The organism is Streptomyces sp. NBC_00258 (assembly GCF_036182465.1).
Taxonomy (GTDB): domain Bacteria; phylum Actinomycetota; class Actinomycetes; order Streptomycetales; family Streptomycetaceae; genus Streptomyces.
Map to the genome: position 1 here is coordinate 3931233 of NZ_CP108081.1, position 23053 is coordinate 3954285.

The 23053-nt window shown below is 71.0% G+C and carries 18 protein-coding genes; 4 read left to right on the forward strand and 14 right to left on the reverse strand.

Annotation, left to right across the window (positions count from 1 at the left end; all coding sequences use genetic code 11):
- Positions 1-155: 155 nt before the first annotated feature.
- From recX to OG718_RS17465, 4 genes are all read right to left on the reverse strand, one after another.
- Positions 156-1139: a recombination regulator RecX gene (recX, locus tag OG718_RS17450; protein WP_143638055.1), complete on the reverse strand. Its 984-nt coding sequence runs from the start codon at positions 1137-1139 to the stop codon at positions 156-158.
- A 3-nt stretch (positions 1140-1142) separates the two neighbouring features.
- Positions 1143-2270 carry a recombinase RecA gene (gene recA, locus OG718_RS17455; RefSeq protein WP_143638054.1) on the reverse strand — a complete coding sequence of 376 codons (1128 nt, stop codon included), beginning with the start codon at positions 2268-2270 and terminating at the stop codon, positions 1143-1145.
- 297 nt (positions 2271-2567) lie between these two features.
- Positions 2568-3827, reverse strand: coding sequence for an AI-2E family transporter (locus OG718_RS17460; protein ID WP_143638052.1), 1260 nt, complete (start codon positions 3825-3827; stop codon positions 2568-2570).
- 60 nt (positions 3828-3887) lie between these two features.
- On the reverse strand, positions 3888-4082 hold the full coding sequence (locus OG718_RS17465; RefSeq protein ID WP_055618504.1) for a DUF3046 domain-containing protein: 195 nt from the start codon (positions 4080-4082) through the stop codon (positions 3888-3890).
- Between the two features lie 80 nt (positions 4083-4162).
- Here OG718_RS17465 and OG718_RS17470 point away from each other — a divergent pair, with 80 nt between their 5' ends.
- On the forward strand, positions 4163-5107 hold the full coding sequence (locus OG718_RS17470) for a hypothetical protein (RefSeq protein WP_143638050.1): 945 nt from the start codon (positions 4163-4165) through the stop codon (positions 5105-5107).
- A gap of 239 nt (positions 5108-5346) precedes the next feature.
- Here OG718_RS17470 and OG718_RS17475 read toward each other — a convergent pair whose 3' ends face one another.
- Genes OG718_RS17475 through OG718_RS17485 form a run of 3 tightly spaced genes read right to left on the reverse strand, consistent with a single transcriptional unit; the run spans position 5347 to position 7276 of the window.
- Positions 5347-5655 (reverse strand): AzlD domain-containing protein, encoded by a 309-nt coding sequence (locus OG718_RS17475; RefSeq protein ID WP_143638048.1) that lies wholly within the window; start codon positions 5653-5655, stop codon positions 5347-5349.
- A complete protein-coding gene (locus tag OG718_RS17480) occupies positions 5652-6383 on the reverse strand; it encodes an AzlC family ABC transporter permease (protein WP_260695281.1) in 732 nt (243 codons plus the stop codon). Before OG718_RS17480 ends, OG718_RS17475 begins: the two co-directional genes overlap by 4 nt.
- The gene (locus OG718_RS17485) at positions 6284-7276 is read right to left on the reverse strand and encodes an AraC family transcriptional regulator (RefSeq protein ID WP_328844555.1); all 993 of its coding nucleotides are present in this window, start codon (positions 7274-7276) and stop codon (positions 6284-6286) included. The genes OG718_RS17480 and OG718_RS17485 overlap by 100 nt, the downstream gene beginning before the upstream one ends.
- Positions 7277-7611: 335 nt before the next feature.
- On the opposite strand from OG718_RS17485, the gene OG718_RS17490 reads away from it, so the two are divergent.
- From OG718_RS17490 to OG718_RS17500, 3 genes are all read left to right on the forward strand, one after another.
- Positions 7612-12597 (forward strand): ATP-dependent helicase, encoded by a 4986-nt coding sequence (locus OG718_RS17490; protein ID WP_328844556.1) that lies wholly within the window; start codon positions 7612-7614, stop codon positions 12595-12597.
- 87 nt (positions 12598-12684) lie between these two features.
- A complete protein-coding gene (locus OG718_RS17495; protein ID WP_328844557.1) occupies positions 12685-13485 on the forward strand; it encodes an Fpg/Nei family DNA glycosylase in 801 nt (266 codons plus the stop codon).
- 121 nt (positions 13486-13606) lie between these two features.
- A complete protein-coding gene (locus OG718_RS17500; protein ID WP_328844558.1) occupies positions 13607-14371 on the forward strand; it encodes an SDR family NAD(P)-dependent oxidoreductase in 765 nt (254 codons plus the stop codon).
- A gap of 634 nt (positions 14372-15005) precedes the next feature.
- Here the strand turns inward: OG718_RS17500 and OG718_RS17510 are convergent.
- The 7 genes from OG718_RS17510 to OG718_RS17540 form a co-directional block, all read right to left on the reverse strand.
- On the reverse strand, positions 15006-15476 hold the full coding sequence (locus OG718_RS17510; RefSeq protein ID WP_306937386.1) for a Dps family protein: 471 nt from the start codon (positions 15474-15476) through the stop codon (positions 15006-15008).
- Positions 15477-15730: 254 nt separating this feature from the next.
- A complete protein-coding gene (locus tag OG718_RS17515) occupies positions 15731-16105 on the reverse strand; it encodes a helix-turn-helix domain-containing protein (protein WP_055509692.1) in 375 nt (124 codons plus the stop codon).
- Positions 16106-16214: 109 nt separating this feature from the next.
- Positions 16215-16760 (reverse strand): CinA family protein, encoded by a 546-nt coding sequence (locus tag OG718_RS17520; protein WP_328844559.1) that lies wholly within the window; start codon positions 16758-16760, stop codon positions 16215-16217.
- Positions 16757-17512, reverse strand: a complete 756-nt coding sequence (pgsA, locus tag OG718_RS17525; protein WP_328844560.1) for a CDP-diacylglycerol--glycerol-3-phosphate 3-phosphatidyltransferase — start codon at positions 17510-17512, stop codon at positions 16757-16759. The genes OG718_RS17520 and pgsA overlap by 4 nt, the downstream gene beginning before the upstream one ends.
- On the reverse strand, positions 17509-18999 hold the full coding sequence (gene rimO / locus OG718_RS17530) for a 30S ribosomal protein S12 methylthiotransferase RimO (protein ID WP_328844561.1): 1491 nt from the start codon (positions 18997-18999) through the stop codon (positions 17509-17511). Before rimO ends, pgsA begins: the two co-directional genes overlap by 4 nt.
- A gap of 152 nt (positions 19000-19151) precedes the next feature.
- Positions 19152-19994 carry a helix-turn-helix domain-containing protein gene (locus tag OG718_RS17535; protein WP_143638032.1) on the reverse strand — a complete coding sequence of 281 codons (843 nt, stop codon included), beginning with the start codon at positions 19992-19994 and terminating at the stop codon, positions 19152-19154.
- 289 nt (positions 19995-20283) lie between these two features.
- Positions 20284-23034, reverse strand: a complete 2751-nt coding sequence (locus OG718_RS17540) for a DNA translocase FtsK (RefSeq protein ID WP_328844562.1) — start codon at positions 23032-23034, stop codon at positions 20284-20286.
- Positions 23035-23053: the final 19 nt, after the last annotated feature.

Sequence of the window (23053 nt, forward strand, 5' to 3'; positions counted from 1 at the left end):
GGGCTTCCGACGTCGGCGTCGGAAGCCCGCGCCCAGCCCCCTCCGCCCTGCCCGCCCCGGCCCCGGATGCGATGGGCGCCCCCGCGCGTCCACCGTGCCCGGGGCTCGGAACCGGTCGGCCCGGAGGCAGCCCCACGCCTCCTCAAGGGCCCGTCTCAGAACCCCTCGCCGTCATCGAGGAACTCCGTGTCCTCGCCCTCTTCCTCCAACGCCTGCCGGACCACTCGGAGGGCCATGCCTTCGGAGTAGCCCTTGCGGGCGAGCATGCTCGCGAGGCGTCGTATCCGCTTGTCGCGGTCGAGGCCGCGCGTGGAGCGCAGCCTGCGGGCGACGAGCTCGCGTGCGGTCGTCTCCTCCTGCTCGGAGTCGAGCTGGCCGACGGCCTCGTCGATCAGTGCGGAGTCCACACCCTTGGTCCGCAGCTCCCGGGCGAGCGCCCGCCGGGCCAGGCCCCGGCCGTGATGCCGGGACTCCACCCAGGCGTCCGCGAAGGCACTGTCGTTGATCAGCCCGACCTCTTCGAAGCGGGAGAGCACCTCGTCCGCCACGTCGTCCGGGATCTCGCGCTTGCGCAACGCGTCCGCGAGTTGCTTCCGCGTGCGCGGGGTCCCGGTGAGCAGACGCAGGCAGATGCCCCGCGCCCGCTCAGCCGGGTCCCCTGGGGGCTCCCCCTTCTCGGCCCTCGACGAGGAAGAGGGGCCTCCGTCCTGTGGGTCGCCGTCGGCGGACGATTCGCCGAAACCACGCCGCCGACCGCGACCGCGACCACCACGGCCGCCACCGCGCGGGGCTCCAGCGCCCCGCTCCCCCGTACCCTGCGGCCCGTCGCCCCCGTACGACCAGCCGCCGTCACCGCGCCGGCCGGAGCCGCGACGCGAACCGCCGCTCGGCGTGGTGTCACCGTCCCGCGGACCGTCGCCGCGGGACGGACCGTCATCGCGGCGCGGACCATCGTCCGCCCGTCGGTCCCCCTCCGGATCGCCGTACGCAGCCTCGGCGTCCCAGGCCCCGAGACCGTACGGCCCGTCATCGTCGTACGCCCTGTCGCTGTCTCCGGCCGTGCCGCTGTCACCCCCGCGCCTCTTCCCTTCGGAGGCTGCGGGGTGGACGTACTCGGCCCAGTCGGTTCGCCGTGTCACGGACTAGCTCTTGGCCGCCGCGGCCTTGGGCTTGACGGCCTTGGTCGCGGGAGCGGGAACCGTCTTCGCGGCCTCGTCCGAGGCCGCCGACACCGCCGCGTCCGCGCCCGGCTCGGCGGTGGGCTTCTCCGGCTTCACACCGACGCCCAGCTTCTCCAGGATCTTCTTCTCGATCTCGTTGGCGAGGTCGGGGTTGTCCTTCAGGAAGTTGCGCGCGTTCTCCTTGCCCTGGCCGAGCTGGTCGCCCTCGTACGTGTACCAGGCGCCTGCCTTGCGGACGAAGCCGTTCTCCACGCCCATGTCGATCAGGCCGCCCTCGCGGCTGATGCCGTGCCCGTAGAGGATGTCGAACTCGGCCTGCTTGAAGGGCGGGGCGACCTTGTTCTTGACGACCTTGACGCGGGTGCGGTTGCCGACCGCGTCCGTGCCGTCCTTGAGGGTCTCGATACGACGGATGTCGAGTCGCACCGAGGCGTAGAACTTCAGCGCGCGGCCACCGGTCGTGGTCTCCGGGGAGCCGAACATCACGCCGATCTTCTCGCGGAGCTGGTTGATGAAGATCGCGGTGGTCCCGGACTGGTGGAGCGCGCCGGTGATCTTGCGGAGCGCCTGGCTCATCAGACGGGCCTGCAGACCGACGTGGCTGTCTCCCATCTCGCCCTCGATCTCCGCGCGCGGGACGAGTGCCGCGACGGAGTCGATGACGATGAGGTCGAGGGCGCCGGAGCGGACCAGCATGTCCACGATCTCCAGGGCCTGCTCGCCGTTGTCCGGCTGCGACAGGATCAGGTTGTCGATGTCGACGCCGAGCTTCTTCGCGTACTCGGGGTCGAGGGCGTGCTCCGCGTCCACGAAGGCGACCTGGCCACCGGCCCTCTGCGCGTTCGCCACCGCGTGCAGGGTCAGGGTCGTCTTGCCGGAGGACTCCGGGCCGTACACCTCGACCACTCGGCCGCGCGGCAGACCGCCGACGCCGAGGGCGACATCGAGTGCGGTCGACCCGGTGGGGATGACCTCGATGGGCTCGTTCGGCCGCTCACCGAGGCGCATCACCGCGCCCTTCCCGAATTGCCGTTCAATCTGTGCGAGCGCGGTGTCGAGCGCCTTCTCGCGGTCAGTACCTGCTGCCATTGGTTCCACCCGATTTGCTTGAGTCGATCGCTTCACGTCAAAGACGCTAACGCCTGCCACTGACAATGCGCCCCGACGCCCGTCCGGCCTGTGGATAACTCGGGCGCTTCACCACGAAATCCCCGCCGACATCCCGCCCCGGGCTTCACCGGAGCCCCTATTGGAATGGATGTTCGATTTTGGTGTCAAGCGCACCACGCGCTTCGACGAGAGCGTGTCGCGAGCCGTACCGCCCGGCTGCTTCCAGCGTCGTACGGGCACCGTGCCGGTGCGCTACGAGGCGTCGCGGGGTTCGCGCTACGAGGCGTCGCGAGGTTCTTCGTCCTCCGCCGTCCGCACTTCCCGGGGCCCCTTCAGCGCGCGTCGTATGCGTGCGAGGAGAGTGCCCGTGGCCCGCTGTCGGCGCCCGTGGACCCGGGGGTCGTCCGTGACGTCGTACCGCTTCACATAGGCCCCCAGGAAGGCCTGCAGCGTGGCGACCGCCGGGATGGCGATCAGCGCGCCCACGGCGCCGAGGAGTGCGGTGCCCGCGATGACCGACCCGAAGGCGACCGCCGGGTGGATGTCCACGGTCTTCGCGGTCAGCTTGGGCTGCAGCACGTAGTTCTCGAACTGCTGGTAGACCACGACGAAGATCATCACCCACAGCGCGTACCAGGGGTCGACCGTGAAGGCGATCAGCATCGGCAGGGCGCCGGCGAGGTATGTACCGATGGTGGGGATGAACTGCGAGACCAGACCCACCCAGACGGCGAGCACGGGCGCGTAGTTCACGCCGAGGGACTCCAGCAGGATGTAGTGCGCTACGCCGGAGATCAGCGCCATCAGCCCGCGCGAGTACAGATAACCGCCCGTCTTGTTGACGGCGATCTCCCACGCGCGCAGCACCTCGGCCTGTCGGGCGGGCGGCAGTACGGAGCACAGGGCGCGCCGCAGCCGCGGGCCGTCGGCGGCGAAGTAGAAGGCGAACAGTGTGATCGTCAGGAGTTGGAAGAGTCCGCCCAGCACCTGTGTGGACACGTCCAGGACACCGGTCGCGCTGTTCTGCACGTACTTCCGCAGCCAGTCGGAGCGCAGCAGTCCCTCCTGGATGTCGACGCGGCTGAGCTCCGTGTGGAAGGTCGTGTTGACCCAGCTGATCACCGAGTCGACGTACTGCGGGAAGTCCTCGACCATGTCGATGATCTGTCCCGCGAGCATCGAGCCGAGCAGCGTGACGAACCCCGCGCTCGCGATCATCACGAAGAGGAACACGATCCCGGTGGCCAGGCCCCTGCGCATGCCGTACGAGGCCATCCAGCTCACCGCGGGCTCGATGGCGAGCGCCAGGAAGAACGCGATCAGGATGTTGATCAGCAGCCCGGTCAGCTCGTGGAAGGCCCAACTGCCCAGCTGGAAACAGGCGATGAGAGTGAGGGCGAGCACCATGGCCCGCGGCAGCCAGCGCGGCATGCGGGCACCCGTCTCGGCCGCGCTCCCGGCCGGGGGCCTGGGGGGTGTCGTGCCGAGCGGGGAAGCCTGCTGACCGACGTGCGCGGTCTCATCTGTCGATGCCACGGACCAAGTCTCGCCCACACCGCCGACAATCGACCCCTGCCCCCGGATCTTCGTGGCTCATCAGCGGTTTTCGTACGGAACGTTCACCGCCGTACATACCGCGCGCCACACGTCCTTCGCCTCCCAGCCCGCGTCCAGCGCCTGCCGCACCGTACGTCCGCCGAGCTCCGACATCACATGATCGCGCGCGAAGGTGTCGGCGTACCCCGCTCCGAAGTGATCCGCCATCCGCTGCCAGAAGACCGTCAACCGCATGACTCCAGTATCCCGCCCCTGAGAGTGGGCCCGAGCCGGGACCGCTTGCCGAGAACGCTTTCCGTCCTACGGTCTGACTCATGGCCGAAACAGGAGCATCCCCACTCCCCCCGACGCCCCCGGCGCACACCCCCCTCGCCCGCGCCGAGCACTTCGTCTGGCTCACCGCGCGCGTGCTGGAGCAGCGCCGTTTCGCGTACCACTTCCTGGGCGGCGGTGCCGACGCGGTCGAGACCGCGCTGTCCGCCTACCGCAACGAGGACGACGGGTACGGTCACGCGCTGGAACCCGATCTGCGCGGCCCTGTCAGCCAGCCCCTGCACACCGGGCACGCACTGCGCGTCCTGGACTCGATCGGGCGCTGTGGCGGGCAGCGGGTGGAGCGCATGTGCCGCTATCTGACCTCCGTGTCCACGCAGGACGGCGCGCTGCCGGCGATCCATCCCAGCCAGCGTGGCTATCCGGCGGCGCCCTTCCTGCCGATCGTCGACGACCCGCCCAGCGAACTCCTCGCCACCGGCCCCGTGGTGGGCCTGTTGCACCACAACGAGGTCTGGCACGCCTGGCTGTTCAGGGCCACCGACTTCTGCTGGCAGGCGGTGGAGTCCCTGGACAAGTCGCACCCGTACGAGATCGAGGCGGCCGTGGCCTTCCTGGACGCGGCGCCCGACCGCCCGCGCGCCGAGGCGGCCGCCGACCGGCTGGGCCGCCTGGTGCGCGAACACCGGCTCGCGGCGCTGGACCCGAAGCGCCCTGACGCATTCCCCGTGGCCTCCGGTTACGCGCCCGGGGAGCACCACTTCCCGTACGACTACGCGAAGACACCAGGTTCGCTCGCGCGCGCGTGGTTCACCGACGCCGAGATGACGGGTTCCCTGGAGTTCCTGGTGAGCCAACAGCAGGAGGACGGCGGCTGGCCGATCCGCCGGCGCCGGTGGGCAGCGAGTACGGCCCTGGAGACACGACCGATCGTGACGATCGAGGCCCTGCGCACCCTGCGGGCCTATGGTCTGCCCGTCGGCTGACGCTCCCAGGTGCCCCGGAGGAAGGGCGAAGCGCGTCGATCACGCGGATCGCCCCCTGGGGGCAACGACAACTCGACGCCCGTCCACTCGCCGGCCTGGCCATGCCGATCACCGACCGCCAGTTGCCGCTGCCGACCGCCGACGGGACCGTGATCAGGGGGCACACGCACGCGTGCCCCCTCTTCGGCCCAGCCCGACGCCCCCTCCTCGGCCCAACATCATCTGAGCCCGCCCCCTCCTCAGCCGGTCATCGCCCGCACCCCCGCCGTGACGAGTACGGCCGCGGCGACGACCAGCAGGAAGGGGGCGCGCAGCAGCAGCGCCACGGCGGCCGCGGCAAGCCCCGCGGCCTTCGCGTCCAGCACCAGGACGCGTCCGTCGGCGAAGGTCTGCTGGGCCGTGAGGGCGGCCAGGAGGGCGACGGGCAGCAGAGCGGCGAGCCGCTGGACGAGCGGCCGCTCCAGAAGGCCCGCCGGAACCAGCAGCCCGATGAGCTTGACGGCATAGCAACCGACGGCGGTGAGTCCGATCGCGATCCAGATGTTCAACGTCCCTCCCCCACGGTGTCGTCGTCTTCACTCGGCCCGGTACGCGCCCGACGACGCCCTTCCGCCCACAGAACGGCCGGGGCGGCGAGCGCGGCCACCAGGACGGGAACACCGGCAGGCAGGACAGGCAACAGCCCGAGCCCGAGGACGACCGCGAGCCCCGCGACAACCCGCTCCATGGTGGTCTTGAGCATCGGCGCGAGCAGCGCCAGAAAGACGGCGGGCCCGGCCGCGTCCAGGCCCCAGGCGTCGGTGTCGCCGATGGCGTCGGCGCCCAGCGCGCCGAGCAGCGTGGTGAGGTTCCACAGCACGTAGAGGGTGAGCCCGGTGACGGTGAAGCCGATCCGCACGCTGCGCCGCGTGGGCTGGGCGAGCGCCACAGCGGTGGTCTCGTCGATGACCCATTGGGCTGCGAAGGGCCGCACCGCGCGCGGGAGGGCCAGCAGCTGCGACAGACGCAGCCCGTAGAAGGCGTTGCGCACCCCAAGGAAGAACGCGCCCGCCGCGGCCGTGAACGGGTTGCCCCCGCCGGCCAGCGCTCCCACGAGGGCGAACTGGGAAGCACCGGTGAACACCAGGAGGCTCAGTGCACAGGTCTGCAGCAGCGTGAGCCCGCTGCCCGCCGAGGTCACTCCGAAGGCGAAACCGGACAGTCCGACGGCCACCCCGACTCCGAGGGCGTCCCGTACGACGGCGGCGTCGGGTTTTCCGCCGTCTTCACTGCGTATGTCTGCGAGAGCTGCATGTTCTGCCACGCCCCGGACGGTACGAGAATCTCCCGCCGCGATTCTTGTACGTTCTTGCGCTCGCGCTGATACGCGCCCGGCGGCACGCCCACGATCCGCGTGAAGTGCCGATTGAGGTGCGGCTGGTCCGTGAACCCCACCGCGACAGCCGCCTCCGCGGGCGCGACACCCGAGTCCAGCAACCGACGCGCACGCCGTACCCGGACATCGGTCAGCCACGCGTGTGGAGGCATCCCGTAGGCGTCCCGAAAGGCGCGCAACAGCGCGAAGGGACTGGTCCCGAGGTCGACGGCGAGCCGCTCCAGAGTGGGCGGCTCCACGAGCTGTTCCTCGAGAACGGCACGCGCGCGTGCCGCAACCCCGGCTCCCGCAGTCCGCAGGACCCGCTCCGGCAACGGCCCGCCGTTCACCCGCAGCAACCGAGTCACGGCAACGCGCAACAACGTGTCCGCAGCCAGCGCGTTGCCCTCCTCGGCGGCCCGCAACACCTGGTGAACCAGTCTCACGGCGTACGGGTCATCGAGAACCGGGCTCACAAAAGCGGGAGCGCCGCGAAGAGCAGTGGTCTCGGCAGCGATCTCCGCCACCAGCTCCGGCGACGGATAGACGGCCCCGTAGCGCCAGCCCTCGGGAACCCCTGCCCGCCCCGTGTGCGGCGTATCGGGATTGACCAACGCCAGAGACCCGGCCCCCGCGTACTGATCCGCCCCACCGTGATGAAAGACCTCGACACCATCGGCGATGGCGGCGATGACGAAGTTCTCATGCGTATGCCGGACAAAGGTCTTCTGCACATACCGAGCCCGCAGCAGATCGACACCGGGCAACTCCGCGTACTGCCAGTGCCGAGCCCGCTCCTTCCCCGCTCCAGCCATGCCCCCATTCTCCGCCATCACGAGAAACACGGGTTCTCCGCCATCGGGGCAGCCACGAGACGGGCACACCCCACGACCCGCAGCCGCCGGACGACGGAAGGGGCCGGTCCGGGGGTGTCCGCCCGCAGCGGATGGCGCGTCGACTCGAGCTCCTGCGAAGGCAAACCGATTCCGCACCAGACCGAGGACGGACACCCCCGGACCGGCCCCGACTCACCACCACGGCAGTCGCGCGAACCACCGGCCCGCAGCAGATCGATCCCTCCCAGCCGACCTTCACAGCCGATCCCTCGCAGGTCAGCGCCGTTGTCAGTGCCCGGGTGCAGGATGGACGCATGGTCAGCTCCGCGCACCGAGCCCTCGACGGCTTCTCACCAGCGACCCGTGCCTGGTTCACGGGTGCCTTCGACGCGCCCACCGCGGCCCAGGCCGGAGCGTGGCGAGCCATCGGCGAGGGCTCGGACGTGCTGGTCGTGGCCCCCACCGGCTCAGGCAAGACCCTCGCAGCGTTCCTCGCGGCCCTCGACCAGCTGGCCTCGACCCCACCCCCCGCCGACCCGAAGAAGCGCTGCCGGGTCCTGTACGTGTCACCGCTGAAGGCCCTCGCGGTCGACGTGGAGCGAAACCTGCGCAGCCCGCTGACCGGCATCCGGCAGGAGGCGGTGCGCCTGGGCCTGCCCGAGCCCGAGGTGAAGGTCGGCATCCGCTCCGGAGACACCCCGCCGGCCGAGCGCCGCGCACTGTCCACCCGCCCGCCGGACATCCTGATCACGACCCCGGAGTCGCTGTTCCTGATGCTCACGTCGGCCACGCGCGACGCGCTGACGGGCATCGAGACGGTGATCCTGGACGAGGTCCACGCGGTCGCGGGCACGAAACGCGGCGCCCACCTCGCCCTCACCCTGGAGCGCCTGGACGAGCTGCTCCCGAAGCCGGCCCGCCGGATCGGCCTCTCCGCCACCGTCCGCCCGGTGGACGAAGTCGCCCGCTACCTCTCCCCCCAGCGCAAGGTCGAGATCGTCCAGCCCCCGTCGGGCAAGGAATTCGACCTCTCCGTGGTCGTGCCCGTCGAGGACCTGGGCGAGCTCGGCGGCTCCCCCGTCGCGGACTCGGACACGGGAGCCGAGCGCCCCTCGATCTGGCCCCACGTAGAGGAGAGGATCGCCGACCTGGTCCAGTCCCACCGCTCGACGATCGTCTTCGCCAACTCCCGCCGCCTGGCGGAGCGCCTCTGCAACCGGCTCAACGAGATCGCGTACGAGAGGGCGACGGGCGAGCCCCTGGAGGAGCACCACACGCCGGCCGAGCTGATGGGCGGCTCGGGCGCCGCCCAAGGTGCCCCGCCGGTCATCGCCCGCGCCCACCACGGCTCGGTCTCCAAGGAGCAGCGCGCCCTCGTCGAGGAGGACCTGAAGGCGGGCCGCCTGCCCGCGGTGGTCGCCACGTCCAGCCTGGAGCTCGGCATCGACATGGGCGCGGTGGACCTCGTCGTCCAGGTCGAGTCACCACCCTCCGTGGCGTCCGGCCTCCAGCGCGTGGGCCGTGCGGGCCACCAGGTCGGGGCGGTCTCCACGGGCGTGGTCTTCCCCAAGTACCGAGGCGACCTCGTACAGGCCGCCGTGGTCACCGAGCGGATGCGCACCGGCTCCATCGAGTCCCTCCGCATCCCCGCCAACCCCCTGGACGTGCTGGCCCAGCAGCTCGTCGCCATGACCGCGCTGGACACCTGGCAGGTCGACGACCTGCTCACCACGGTCCGCCGCGCGGCGCCCTTCGCGTCGCTCCCGGAGTCGGCGTTCACAGCGGTGCTCGACATGCTCGCGGGCCGCTATCCCTCCGACGCCTTCGCCGAGTTGCGGCCGCGTGTGGTGTGGGACCGCGTCGCCGGTACGGTCACGGGCCGTCCCGGCGCCCAGCGACTCGCCGTCACCTCCGGCGGCACCATCCCCGACCGCGGCCTCTTCGGGGTCTTCCTCGCCGGCGCCGACCCCAAGAAGGGCGGCGGCAGGGTCGGCGAGCTCGACGAGGAGATGGTCTACGAGTCCCGCGTGGGAGACGTCTTCACACTCGGCACCAGCTCCTGGCGCATCGAGGACATCACGCGCGACCGCGTCCTGGTGTCCCCCGCCCCCGGTGTGCCGGGCAGGCTGCCGTTCTGGAAGGGCGACCAGCTCGGGCGCCCGCTCGAACTGGGCCGCGCGGTGGGCGCGTTCCTGCGCGAGGTCGGATCGCTGCCCAAGGACGACGCCCGCCTCCGCCTCCTCGCGGCGGGCCTGGACGCCTGGGCCGCGGACAACGTCCTGTCCTACCTGGCCGAACAACGAGAGGCCTGCGGCCACATCCCGGACGACCGCACCATCGTCGTCGAGCGTTTCCGTGACGAGCTCGGCGACTGGCGGGTCGTCGTGCACTCGCCCTTCGGCGCCCAGGTCCACGCCCCGTGGGCCCTCGCACTGGGCGCCCGCCTCTCCGAGCGGTACGGCATGGACGCCCAGGTCATGCACGCCGACGACGGCATCGTCCTGCGCCTCCCGGACGCCGACCTGATGGGCCTGGAACTGCTCGACCAGGAGCCCATGAAACTGGGCACGGAGTACGACTCCGACCAGGCCCCCGTGGGCGCGGCGGACGTAGCGTTCGACAAGGGCGAGGTCAATCAGATCGTCACCGACCAGGTCGGCGGCTCCGCCCTGTTCGCCTCCCGCTTCCGCGAATGCGCCGCCCGCGCCCTGCTCCTGCCGCGCCGCAGCCCCGGCAAGCGCACCCCCCTGTGGCAGCAGCGCCAGCGCGCCGCCCAACTGCTCCAGGTGGCCAGTGAGTACGGCTCCTTCCCCATCGTCCTGGAGGCGGTCCGCGAATGCCTCCAGGACGTCTTCGACGTACCGGGCCTCACGGAACTGATGGGCGACCTGGAATCCCGCAAGGTGCGGCTCGTCGAGGTCACTACACCGGAGCCGTCCCCCTTCGCCCGGTCACTGCTGTTCGGCTATGTCGCCCAGTTCCTGTACGAGGGCGACTCCCCGCTCGCCGAGCGGCGTGCCGCGGCCCTGTCTCTGGACTCCCGTCTGCTCGCCGAGCTCCTGGGCCAGGCGGAGCTGCGCGAGCTCCTGGACGCCGACGTCCTGACGGAGCTGGAGAGCGAGCTCCAGTGGCTCACGGAGGACCGCCGCACCAAGGACGCCGAAGGCGTCGCGGACCTCCTGCGGATGCTCGGCCCGCTCACCGACGCCGAACTGGCCGAGCGCGGCGCCGAACCGGAGTGGGCCCGGGACCTGGCTTCGGCCCGCCGCGCCATCCGGGTCCGCATCGGCGGGGCCGACCACTGGGCCGCGATCGAGGACGCGGGCCGACTGCGCGACGCCCTCGGCACGGCGCTGCCGGTCGGCGTCCCGGAGGCCTTCACCGAACCGGTCAAGGACCCGCTCGGCGACCTCCTCGCCCGGTACGCGCGCACACACGGCCCGTTCACATCGACCACGGCGGCGGCCCGCTTCGGCCTGGGTCCGGCCGTCACCGAGGGGGCACTGCAGAGGCTCGCCGCGGCCGGTCGCGTCGTACAAGGGGAGTTCCACCCGGCGGGGATCGGCCAGGAGTGGTGCGACGCGACGGTGCTGCGCCGGCTGCGGCGCCGTTCGCTGGCCGCGCTGCGTCATGAGCTGGAGCCCGTGCCGCCCGCCGCGCTGGCACAGTTCCTGCCGCAGTGGCAGCACCTCGGCAGTGGTCACGGCCTGCGCGGTATCGACGGACTCGTGCGCGCCATTGAGCAGTTGCAGGGCGCTTCGGTGCCCGCGTCGGCGCTGGAGAAGCTCGTCCTGCCGTCCCGCGTCGCGCACTACGCCCCCGCGATGCTCGACGAACTGACCGCCGCCGGAGAGGTCGTCTGGGCCGGAGCGGGCGCGCTGCCCGGCAAGGACGGCTGGGTGTCCGTCTACCTGGCGGACACCGCTCCCCTGCTCCTGCCACCCCCGCATCCCCTGGAGCTGACCGCGCTCCACCAGTCGGTCCTGGACGCCCTCGCCGGGGGCTACGGCCTCTTCTTCCGCCAGATCACCGACCAGATCCGTGCCACCACGCACCCCGACGCCACCGATCCCCAACTCGCCGACGCCATCTGGGACCTGGCCTGGTCTGGCCGTCTGACGAACGACACGCTCGGCCCGATGCGCTCCCTCCTCGGCTCGGGCCGTACCGCGGGTTCCACCGCACACCGCGCGAAACGCACGGTGCCCCGCGGACGGTACGGAAGCCTGACGGCCGCCGCACGCCCCCAGTCCCGGACGGGCCCGCCGACCGTCGCGGGCCGCTGGTCGCTGCTCCCCGGTCTCGAACCCGACGCCACGGTCCGAGCCCATGCCCTGGCCCGTACCCTGCTCGACCGGCACGGCGTGGTCACCCGGGGCGCGGTCGCCGCGGAGGGCGTGGAGGGCGGCTTCTCCGCCGTCTACCGCATCCTGACCGCCTTCGAGGACAGCGGCCAGGCCCGCCGCGGCTATGTCGTGGAAGGGCTCGGCGCCGCCCAGTTCGCGATGGACGGCGCGGTGGACCGGCTGCGCGCGGCGGCCAACGCCCGTGAGCGGGGCGAGGCCCTGCCCGAGCCCGGGTTCCCGGGTATGCCCCTGCCCGGCGGCCGCCCGAGCGCACGCACACCGGGCCACGCCGACGGCCCCGCCGAACATCCTGACCCCTTCGACGACTTCGACGACACGGGCCTCCCTGCCTCCGAGGCTCTCCGGTCGGACAACGACCCGTACTCCTTGGGCCACGGTTCCGGAGCGCCCTTCCCCGGCGCCCCGACACCCGGCTCCGACCACCGATATCCGCCCCCTTTCACCGACACCCCGCGTACGGCCCCGCAGGCCTTCCCCGGAGGCCCCGCATCCCGTACCCGTGCGGGCAACGCCAACCGCGCCATCGTGCTGGCCGCCGCCGACCCCGCGAACGCCTACGGCGCGGCCCTCCCCTGGCCCGAGCCCCCCACCGGCGCCGGTCACAAGCCAGGCCGCAAGGCAGGCTCCCTGGTCGTGCTGGTGGACGGCGAGCTGACCCTCTACATGGAGCGCGGCGGCAAGACACTCCTGGCCTGGCCGTCCACCCTTGACGGCTCACCCTCCGACAGTTCACCTGCCGACGACTCGCCCTTGCACGACCCACGCCTGCGCACAGCCGCCGAGGCACTCGTCGCGGCCGCCCGCGCGGGATCCCTCGGCACGGTCACGGTGGAGCGGGTCAACGGCGCCTCCGCGCTGACATCCGCCTTCGGCACCCTCCTGGAAGGAGCCGGATTCCACGCGACCCCACGAGGGCTGCGCCTGCGCGCGTAAAGCAGCCCGCCCAGCGCCGGCCCGTCCCCTCCCCGGCCGCCCCCACCACACAAGACACCCCGCCCGCCCCGTGCCACCCTGGACCCCATGCCCGAAGGAGACACCGTCTGGCAGACCGCCCGGCGCCTGCACACCGCGCTCGCGGGCCACGTGCTCACCCGCTCCGACCTCCGGGTGCCCAAGTACGCCACGGCCGACCTCACCGGACGCACCGTCCTGGACGTCACCCCGCGCGGGAAACACCTGCTCACCCGTATCGAGGGCGGCCTGACGCTGCACTCGCATCTTCGGATGGACGGCTCCTGGAGGGTGTACGCCCCGGGCGAGCGCTGGAGCGGCGGCCCGGGCCACCAGATCAGGGTGATCCTCGGCACCGCCGACCGCACGGCCGTGGGCTACCGGCTCCCCGTACTGGATCTGCTCCGCACCACCGAAGAGGACCGCGCCGTCGGCCATCTCGGCCCCGATCTCCTGGGCCCGGACTGGGACCCCGAAAAGGCCCTGTCGAACCTCCTGCGCGACCCGGCCCGCCCCCTCGGTGAGGCCCTCCTCGACCAGCGCAACCTCGCCGGCATCGGAAACATCTACAAGAGCGAGCTCTGCTTCCTGCTCCGCGCGACCCCCTGGCTCCCCGTCGGCGACCTCCCCGCCGAACACGCCGCCCGTCTGCCCGCCCTCGCCAGGAAGCTCCTCGAAGCCAACCGCGACCGCCCGGCCCGCAGCACCACAGGCCGCCGCGACCAGAACCTGTACGTGTACGGCCGCGCTCCCCGCCCCTGCCTGCGCTGCCGCACCTCGATCCGCGCCGCCAACCAGGGCGACGGCTCCCGGGAGCGCCCCACGTACTGGTGCCCGACCTGCCAGCCGGGCCCTTCCCCACACCCCTGACCAACCCCCCTGGCGCCTGCCGGCTCCGCCCAAGCCGTACGGCGGCACTCAGCCCCACCGCACACAACCCGCCACGCACGACCAATTGACGACCCGTCAGAAACCCTCGTACGGTCCACTCATGCCCGTCACGGCGTACGACCTCACCGGACGCACCGCATTCGTCACCGGCGCGGCAAGCGGTATCGGCCGCGCCAGTGCCGTGCTGCTCGCGGAGGCGGGTGCCACCGTCCACTGCGCCGACCGCGACGCCCAGGGCCTGGACGAGACAGCGGCCCTCATCAAGGACACGGGCGGTACCGCACGCTCACACCCCCTGGACGTCACCGACCGCGCCCAGCTCAAAGAGGCGGTGGCGGCCTGTCAGCGCCTGGACGTCATGGCCGCGGTCGCCGGGATCATGCACAGCAGCCCGGTCCTGGAGACCCGCGACGAGGACCTCGACCGCGTACTCGGCGTCAACTTCAAGGGTGTTCTGTACGCCTGCCAGGAGGCGGCCCTCGCGATGATCGCTTCGGGTACGCGCGGCAGCATCGTCACGATGGCGTCCGGAGCCGTCGACACCGGCGGGCCGGGCCTGCTCTGCTACGGAGCGGCGAAGGCGGCCGTCGTCCAGCTGACGAAGACCCTGGCGACGGAGATGGGCCCGCACGGCATCCGCGTCAACGCGGTGGCGCCGGGCTGGATCCGTACGCCGATGACCGACCGCCACGACGGCGAGACACAGGCGCGGACCGAGGGGTTCATGGCCCGGATGTCACCACTGGGCCGAGTCGGCGAGCCTGAGGACATCGCCCACGCGGTCCTGCACCTCGCCTCCGACGCCTCGTCGTTCACGACGGGCCAGATCCTCCGCCCCAACGGAGGCGTGGCAATGCCCTGGTAGCGAGGCACCGGCGCACGCCCGCCCTTCCCCACCCAGACCTTCCCCGAAGCCTCCATGAAATGGCCCCTGAAGCCCTCAAGGCCCCCAAGGCCCTCTGCAGTGCTTCAGGGAGGGCTTCGGAAGGCGTCTCAGGAAGACCCCCCACGCCCCAGAAGCGGCCCCCGCCTCCTCCGCCAGGCCTCCGAAACGCGCCGCGCCCACTGATCCGACCCGGCCGCCCCCGCGGCTCGCCCCTTCGGCACACAGTGCACCGGAAGCAGACTCAGCCCCCACCCGCCGGCCGCGACCGCCCCCTCAAGCACGCCGGCGTCCGGCGCGAACGCCAGCCGCATCACGGCCCACCACCACAGCCCTCCGACGCAGAGAGCCAGCCCCCACCCGCCTATTCGCCCCATCCGCCCCGTCATGGCACCACCTCCAGCCAGACGCCCGACGCTAGACCGCCGCGTTCACCCATCGACAGGGCGCACCGACAAGAACGGGGCGCCCGGCGCACACCACCGGCGCCCGCCCCACAACCGCACACCCAAATCCGAAGCCGAGCCAATCCCACAGCCACAGCCACAGCCACAGCCACAGCCACAGCCACAGCCACAGCCACAGCCACAACCCGCATAACCCGGCGGAGCCGACGTCACCCGTTCTCCGCCTGGAACATCCAGTGATGCTTCTCAAGATCCGCGGTGATCCCGATGAAGATGTCCTGGCTCACCGGATCCGCCTCCCCTGTTGCCCCGACCCGCTCCCGCATCCGCTCGATGACGGCTGCGAGTGCGTCCACGAGCGCCCCCACCGCGTCGGTGTCCTTCACCCACCCGTCCGGCGTGGCCCCGATACCGCTGCTGGTCGCGACGGTCGCGGCACGTCCGTCCGGCGAGACCCCGAGCGTGGAGGCACGCTCGGCCACGGTGTCGGAGTGCAGCCGGGCGGTGTCCACGACCTCGTCGAGCTGGAGATGGATGGACCGGAAGCGCGGCCCGACCACGTTCCAGTGAATCTGCTTAGCGACGAGCGACAGATCCACCAGATCGACCAGCGCGCCCTGCAGCGCCTCGGCCACGGTCTTCAGATCGGCATCGGTCAACGGGCTCTTCACGACGTACATGGACATCCTCCGGTCGGCAACGACCCCCCGGCTTCCGCCCCCGCTCCTCCACCATGACCGCCCCGCCCATTACCGGCAAACGCTGACAAAAGCCGTCGCACCACCGCCCCGCACCCTCCCCCGACCTCCACTTGGCCTCCACCCGCCCACGCAAAAGCCCCGGCCGCCCCCTCCAGGTCTCCCCGGAGAAGGCCCCGGCCGGGGCTCTCACACAGTTCTTCTCGTCTCAGCTCGCGGGCGCGAGCCCGTGAGCGTCAGGCGGCGACGACGTCGACCGCCTCCGCAGGCGCCTTGATGGTCACCCGTTCCGGCGGCACACCGGTCACCGATACGGAATTGAGCCTCGGGCGCACCGGTGTGGGCACAGGCTCGGTAGCAGCTGCCGACCGGGCCAGCTCGGCGAGTGCGAGCTCGTCGCTCACTTCCCGCATGAGCTCGGACATCCGTACGTCCAGCGCGTCGCAGATCGCGGAAAGCAGCTCAGAGGAAGCCTCTTTCTGCCCCCGCTCCACCTCGGAAAGATAGCCGAGTGAAACTCGGGCGGACGAGGAGACTTCGCGCAGAGTACGGCCCTGGCGCTGGCGCTGCCGACGCAGCACGTCACCAAGCAGGCGACGGAGCAGAATCATCGGTGGCTCCCTCCTCGGACCGCGTAGCCGCATCCTTCACGCCCCACCGTACCGCCTTGCGCCGCGGCCGTGCGGGGAGCGATGTCGTGTTCACTCAGGGCTGCAAACATCAAAACCCCCCGTTCTGTTCCGTATCCTGTGCCCGCTCATTCTCAGTGAGTTCGCCCACAAGCTGCTCCAGAAGCAGTGCGAGCACGCTCCGTACACTCTCCATACGGATTTCCGTCCGGGAGCCGTTCAACCGCAACGCCACCACTTTCCCGCCAAGAACGCCTTCGCCGGACGCGCCGTGCGGCCCGTCCACGGCCACGAAAACCGTGCCGACGGGCTGTCCGTCCTGGGGGTCGGGACCGGCGACACCGGTCGTCGCGATGCCCCAGTCCGCTCCGAGCACCTTGCAGACGCCGGCCGCCATCTGGGCCGCGACCTGCGGATCCACCGCTCCACGCTGATCCAGCAGCGTGGCGTCGACGCCGAGCACATCGCGCTTGAGATCGGTGGCGTACGCGGTCACCGAGCCGCGGAAGGCCTTGGAGGCTCCGGGCACCGCCGCGAGGTCCGCCGCCACCAGACCGCCGGTCAGCGACTCGGCGACAGCGAGCGTCTCGCCCCTCACCGTGAGTAGTCGCAGCACTTCGGCGGCCGTGGAGGTCACGCTTCCGCGTCCTCGGCGGCGGCCTTCCGCTCGGCCAGTCCCTGGCGCCGCAGCACAATGGCCTGTCTCACATAGTCGAGCCCGGTGAGGACGGTCAGGGCGACCGCCACAGCCATCACCCAGAACCTCAGGGTCGCCAGCGGCCCCGTCAGCGCCAGGACGTACATCCCGACGGCCACGCCCTGCGTCAGCGTCTTTATCTTGCCGCCGCGGCTGGCGGGGATCACGCCGTAACGGATCACCACGAAGCGCAGCAGGGTGATCCCGAGCTCACGCCCGAGGATCACGCCCGTCACCCACCACGGCAGATCGCCGAGCGAGGAGAGACAGATCAGCGCCGCTCCCATGATCGCCTTGTCGGCGATCGGGTCGGCGATCTTCCCGAAGTCGGTGACGAGGTTGTACGTACGCGCCAGATGGCCGTCGAAGACGTCCGTGATCATGGCTACGGCGAAGGCGGCCCAGGCCCAGGCCCGCCACACGGGGTCGTATCCGCCGTCGGCCAGCATCAGTGCCACGAAGCCCGGCACGAGCACGAGCCGGAGCATGGTGAGGAGGTTGGCGACGTTCCACAGGCTGGCCTGGTTGACGGCCGCGGCGCTCAGCTTCGCGCCACGCGGTGTCTTCGAGCCCTGGGCGCCGGTGGCACCCGTACCGGAGGTTCCCTTGCCGGAAGCGCTGGAGGCGCCGGCAGCACCACGCGTACCGGGCGCACCGGGGCCGCCCGCCGCGGATGCCGGGGCTCCGGTCATCTGGCCGCCTCCTCTGTACACGCGATCGAGCCCGGGAGCGGCTCGGCCACCAGGTCGACACCTTCCGTACCGACCACCTTCGCCTCGACCATACGGCCGACGGTGAGACCTTCGCCGCTTGTGAACAGCACCTGGCCGTCGGTCTCGGGCGCCTGATGCGCGGCACGGCCGTACGCGGACTCCTCCTCGCCGTCGGAGCCGGAGGAGCCCAGGGACTCGACCAGGACCTGCAGGGTCTCCCCGACACGCTCCTCCGCACGCTGGGAGACCAGCTCCTCGGCGAGCCGGGACACGCGCGCGAGCCGCTCGGCGACGACGTCCTCGTCCAGCTTGTTCTCGTACGTCGCCGCCTCGGTGCCGTCCTCGTCGGAGTATCCGAAGACGCCGATGGCGTCCAGCCGCGCGCCGGTCAGGAAGCGCTCCAGCTCCGCCAGGTCGTCCGCGGTCTCGCCGGGGAAGCCCACGATGAAGTTGGACCGCACACCGGCCTGCGGGGCCTTGGAGCGGATCGTGTCGAGCAGCTGCAGGAACTGGTCGGTGCTCCCGAAGCGCCGCATCGCGCGCAGCACGCCGGGGGCGGAGTGCTGGAAGGACAGGTCGAAGTAGGGCGCGATCTTCGGCGTCGAGGTCAGTACGTCGATGAGCCCGGGCCGCATCTCGGCGGGCTGGAGGTAGCTGACCCGCACCCGCTCGATCCCATCGACGTCGGCGAGCTCGGGCAGCAGCGTCTCCAGGAGGCGGATGTCGCCGAGGTCCTTGCCGTACGAGGTGTTGTTCTCGGAGACCAGCATGATCTCCTTGACGCCCTGCTCGGCCAGCCAGCGCGTCTCGCCCAGGACGTCGGACGGCCGCCGCGAGATGAAGGAGCCGCGGAAGGACGGGATGGCGCAGAAGGAGCAGCGCCGGTCACAGCCGGAGGCCAGCTTCACCGAGGCGACCGGTGAGCCGTCGAGCCGGCGGCGCAGGGGCGCGCGGGGGCCGGACTCCGGAGCGAGTCCCTCCGGAAGATCGACGGGAGCGTGCCCGGGAAGGGCGACCTCCGTGCCGGCGCTCTGCCGCTCGGCCGGGCTGATCGGCAGCAGCTTGCGCCGGTCGCGCGGGGTGTGGGCGGCGTGGATTCCGCCGTTCAGGATGGTCTGGAGCCGGTCGGAGATGTCGGCGTAGTCGTCGAAGCCGAGCACACCGTCGGCCTCGGGCAGGGCCTCGGCGAGCTCCTTGCCGTACCGCTCGGCCATGCAGCCGACGGCCACGACGGCCTGCGTTCTCCCATGGCCCTTGAGGTCGTTGGCCTCCAGGAGGGCGTCGACGGAGTCCTTCTTGGCGGCCTCGACGAATCCACAGGTGTTGACGACCGCGACGTCCGCGTTCTCGGCGTCCTCCACGAGGTGCCAGCCGTCCGCCTCCAAGCGGCCTGCGAGCTCCTCCGAGTCCACCTCGTTACGGGCGCAGCCAAGAGTGACGAGTGCGACGGTACGGCGTTCAGGCATGGGCTCAAGACTACTTCGTCCCACTGACAGCCCACGTCGACGGGGTTGGCCGATCTTGGCCAACCCCGTACCGGCATGCCCCTTGAGGTCGCTTGTCCGACCTCGGGGTCGGTCATCCGACCTCGGGGTCGGTCATCCGACCTCGGGGTCGGTCATCCGACCTCGGGGTCGCCCTTCGTGTAGGTGAGGCGCTCGACCCCACCCGGCTGGAACTCGTCCTCGATCTTCTTACCGTTGACGTAGAGCTGGAGCGCACCCGCGTCACCGAGGACGAGGTCGATCTTCTCCTTGTCCTGGAAGGTCTTGGAGTCGCCCTGCTTCAGGAAGCCGTCGAAGAGCAGCCGGCCGTTGTGGTCCTTGGCGGAGATCCAGCTGCGCCCGTCGGGGGCGGTCACCTGGACGGTCACCTTGTCCTGCGGCGCGGCCGCGATGGCGCTGTCCGACGGGTCGGGCTTGGGGTCGGCGGGCTTGGTCGGCGTCGGCTTGCTCTTGACGGGCTTGCTGGCGGTGGGCGTGGATCCCTCGGCGACCTGCGTCTTCGAGCCGTCCGAGTCGTCCTTGACCAGCGTGAACCCGACGAAGCCGATCACCGCGACGATCGCGGCGACCATGGCGGCGGTCCAGTTGGGACCCCGGCGCTCCGGACGGATCCGCTCGGCCTCGAACATCGGTGCCGCGGGGGTCGGCGCGGGCCGCCCGCCGTGATCACCGTCGTACTGGGCGAGCAGCGGCGCCGGATCGAGGTGGACGGCGCGCGCCAGCGTCTTGAGGTGACCGCGCGCGTACACGTCGCCGCCGCAGGGCGTGAAGTCGTCCTGTTCGATCGCGTGCACGATGGCGATGCGGACCCGGGTGGCGTTACTGACGTCGTCGACGGTCAGCCCCGCCGCGATGCGCGCCTGCTGCAGAGCACGGCCGATCGAAGGGCGATCACCCTTTTCGATGGGAGGCTCGTCCTGAGGGGAGTTGTCGTCAGGGGAGTTGCCGATGGACACGGGGGCGCCTTTCGAGCGTGTAGCCACCTGTGCTGGAGGTTCAGTCTAGGGGGGGTGCGAAAGGGTGGGGCAACCGGGCGGTGGGACTTTGTACGCCATCAGAACGGCCGGTCATCCTGATGGTGGGACACGTGCCTTTCCCTTCCCTCAACTTGACGTGCGACGAAGGGAAACGGTTGCTCACGGTTCCCTTACGGGTGAGTCACGTTCGAATCACCCACGTGGCCCTGACGTGCTCACCCACGTGGCCGTGGCCCATCCGCAAGAGGAAACGGACTTCCCCGTTTCTCTACGGATGAGCCTCCCCACGGATCACCGCGAGCACTCCGTCCAGCTCGTCAGCTTTCACAAGAACATCACGTGCCTTGGAACCCTCACTCGGACCGACGATGTTGCGGGACTCCATGAGGTCCATCAGCCGGCCCGCCTTGGCGAAGCCGACGCGCAGCTTGCGCTGGAGCATCGAGGTCGACCCGAACTGCGTGGAGACGACCAGCTCGGCGGCCTGGCACAGCAGGTCGAGGTCGTCGCCGATGTCCTCGTCGATCTCCTTCTTCTGCTTGGTGCCCACGGTGACGTCGTCCCGGAAGACCGGCGCCATCTGGTCCTTGCAGTGCTGGACGACGACGGCGACCTCTTCCTCGGTGACGAAGGCGCCCTGCATACGGGTCGGCTTGTTCGCCCCCATCGGCAGGAAGAGCCCGTCGCCCTTGCCGATCAGCTTCTCGGCTCCGGGCTGGTCGAGGATGACCCGTGAGTCCGCGAGCGACGACGTGGCGAAGGCGAGCCGCGAAGGCACGTTCGCCTTGATCAGACCGGTGACGACGTCCACGGACGGCCGCTGCGTGGCGAGCACCAGGTGGATGCCTGCCGCGCGCGCGAGCTGCGTGATGCGCACGATCGAGTCCTCGACGTCCCGTGGCGCGACCATCATCAGGTCGGCGAGCTCATCGACGATCACCAGCAGGTACGGATAGGTCTTGAGCTCCCGCTCGCTGCCTTCCGGCGTCTTGAGCTTGCCGTCGCGGATGGCCTGGTTGAAGTCGTCGATGTGCCGGTAGCCGAACGCCGCCAGGTCGTCGTACCGCAGATCCATCTCCCGTACGACCCACTGCAGAGCCTCAGCGGCCCGCTTCGGGTTGGTGATGATCGGCGTGATCAGGTGCGGGATGCCCTCGTAGGCGGTCAGCTCGACGCGCTTGGGGTCGACGAGGACCATGCGCACGTCCTCGGGGGTCGCACGGACCATGACGGACGTGATCAGGCAGTTGATGCATGAGGACTTGCCGGAGCCGGTCGCTCCGGCCACCAGGACGTGCGGCATCTTCGCCAGGTTGGCCATCACGTAGCCGCCCTCGACGTCCTTGCCGAGCGCGACCAGCATCGGGTGGTCGTCCTCGGCGGCGTCCGCGAGGCGCAGCACGTCGCCGAGGTTGACCATCTCGCGGTCGGTGTTGGGGATCTCGATGCCGACCGCGGACTTGCCGGGGATCGGGCTGATGATCCGCACGTCCGGGCTGGCGACGGCGTACGCGATGTTCTTGGCGAGCGCCGTGATCCGCTCGACCTTCACGGCGGGGCCGAGCTCGACCTCGTACCGCGTGACCGTCGGGCCGCGGGTGAAGCCAGTGACGGCGGCGTCGACCTTGAACTCCATGAAGACGTTCGTCAGCGAGGCGACCACCGCGTCGTTGGCGGCGCTGCGCGTCTTGCCCGGGCCGCCGCGCTCCAGGAGGTCGAGCGACGGCAGGGAGTAGGTGATGTCGCCGGAGAGCTGCAGCTGCTCGGCGCGCGGAGGCAGGTCACGCGGAGCCTCGGGGGCGGGTTTGGTCAGGTCGGCGACCTCGGCCTTGAGCATCTCCTGCTTGGGCTTGGCACCCTTGGTCCCCTTGGCACGCGCGGCGGGCACCGGCGTCGGCCCCCCGCGCCCGCCGGTGTCCTGCCGGTCCCCGCGGTCCGCACCGACGCCCTGCGTCAGATCGGCCACCAGCGCGCTGGGAGGCATCCCGTGCATCACGGCACCGTCGAGCGCCGCCGCGGCGGCCGCTGCCACGTCCACGGCGTCCATGGGCCTGTCCAGCGCGGGCTGCTGCACGGCGGGCCGCCTACGGCGGCTCCGGCGCGCGGAGAGCGCCTCCTGCTCGGCACTGTCCGGGTCGTACTCCTCAGGCACCGACCGGCGCCGCCGGGGGCTCGCGGGCAGCGCTTCGCGCCACTGGTCGTCGTAGCGCTCGTCGTCCTCGCCGAAGCCGTCGTCCGTCTCACGAGGGTGTACGAGGCCGAGCCGGGCTCCGAGCATTCGCAGCCGCTGCGGAATGGCGTTGACCGGCGTCGCGGTGACCACGAGCAGGCCGAAGACGGTGACCAGCACCAGGAGCGGTACGGCGAGGACCTCGCCCATCGTGTACGTCAGCGGTGTCGCCGCTCCCCAGCCGATGAGCCCGCCCGCGTCCCTTATCGCCTGCATGCCGTCGCTGCGCGCGGGCGCCCCGCAGGCGATGTGGACCTGACCGAGCACACCGATGGCGAGCGCGGACAGACCGATCACGATGCGGCCGTTGGCCTCGGGCTTCTCGGGATGCCGGATGAGACGCGCGGCGATGACCCCGAGCAGTATCGGCACGAGCAGGTCGAGGCGGCCGAAGGCACCGGTCACCAGCATCTCGACGAGGTCGCCCACCGGACCACGGAGGTTGGACCAGGTCCCGGCCGCGACAATCAGTGCCAGCCCGAGCAGCAGCAGCGCGAGACCGTCCTTTCGATGCGCCGGGTCGAGCCCCTTCGCGCCCCGCCCTATGCCGCGGAACACGGCGCCGACGGCGTGCGCGATCCCCAGCCACAGGGCGCGCACCAGCCTGTACACGCCCCCGGTCGGGTTGGGCGCCGGCTTCGGAGGCGCGGCTTTCTTGGCCGCGGCCTTCTTCGCGGGCGCCTTTTTCGCCGGAGCTTTCTTCGCGGGGGCCTTCTTCGCCGCAGCCTTCCTCGGAGCGGCCGCCTTCTTCGCGGGCGCCTTCTTGGCTGCGGACTGACGTGGGGCCATGAGTGTGAGGTTACCGGTG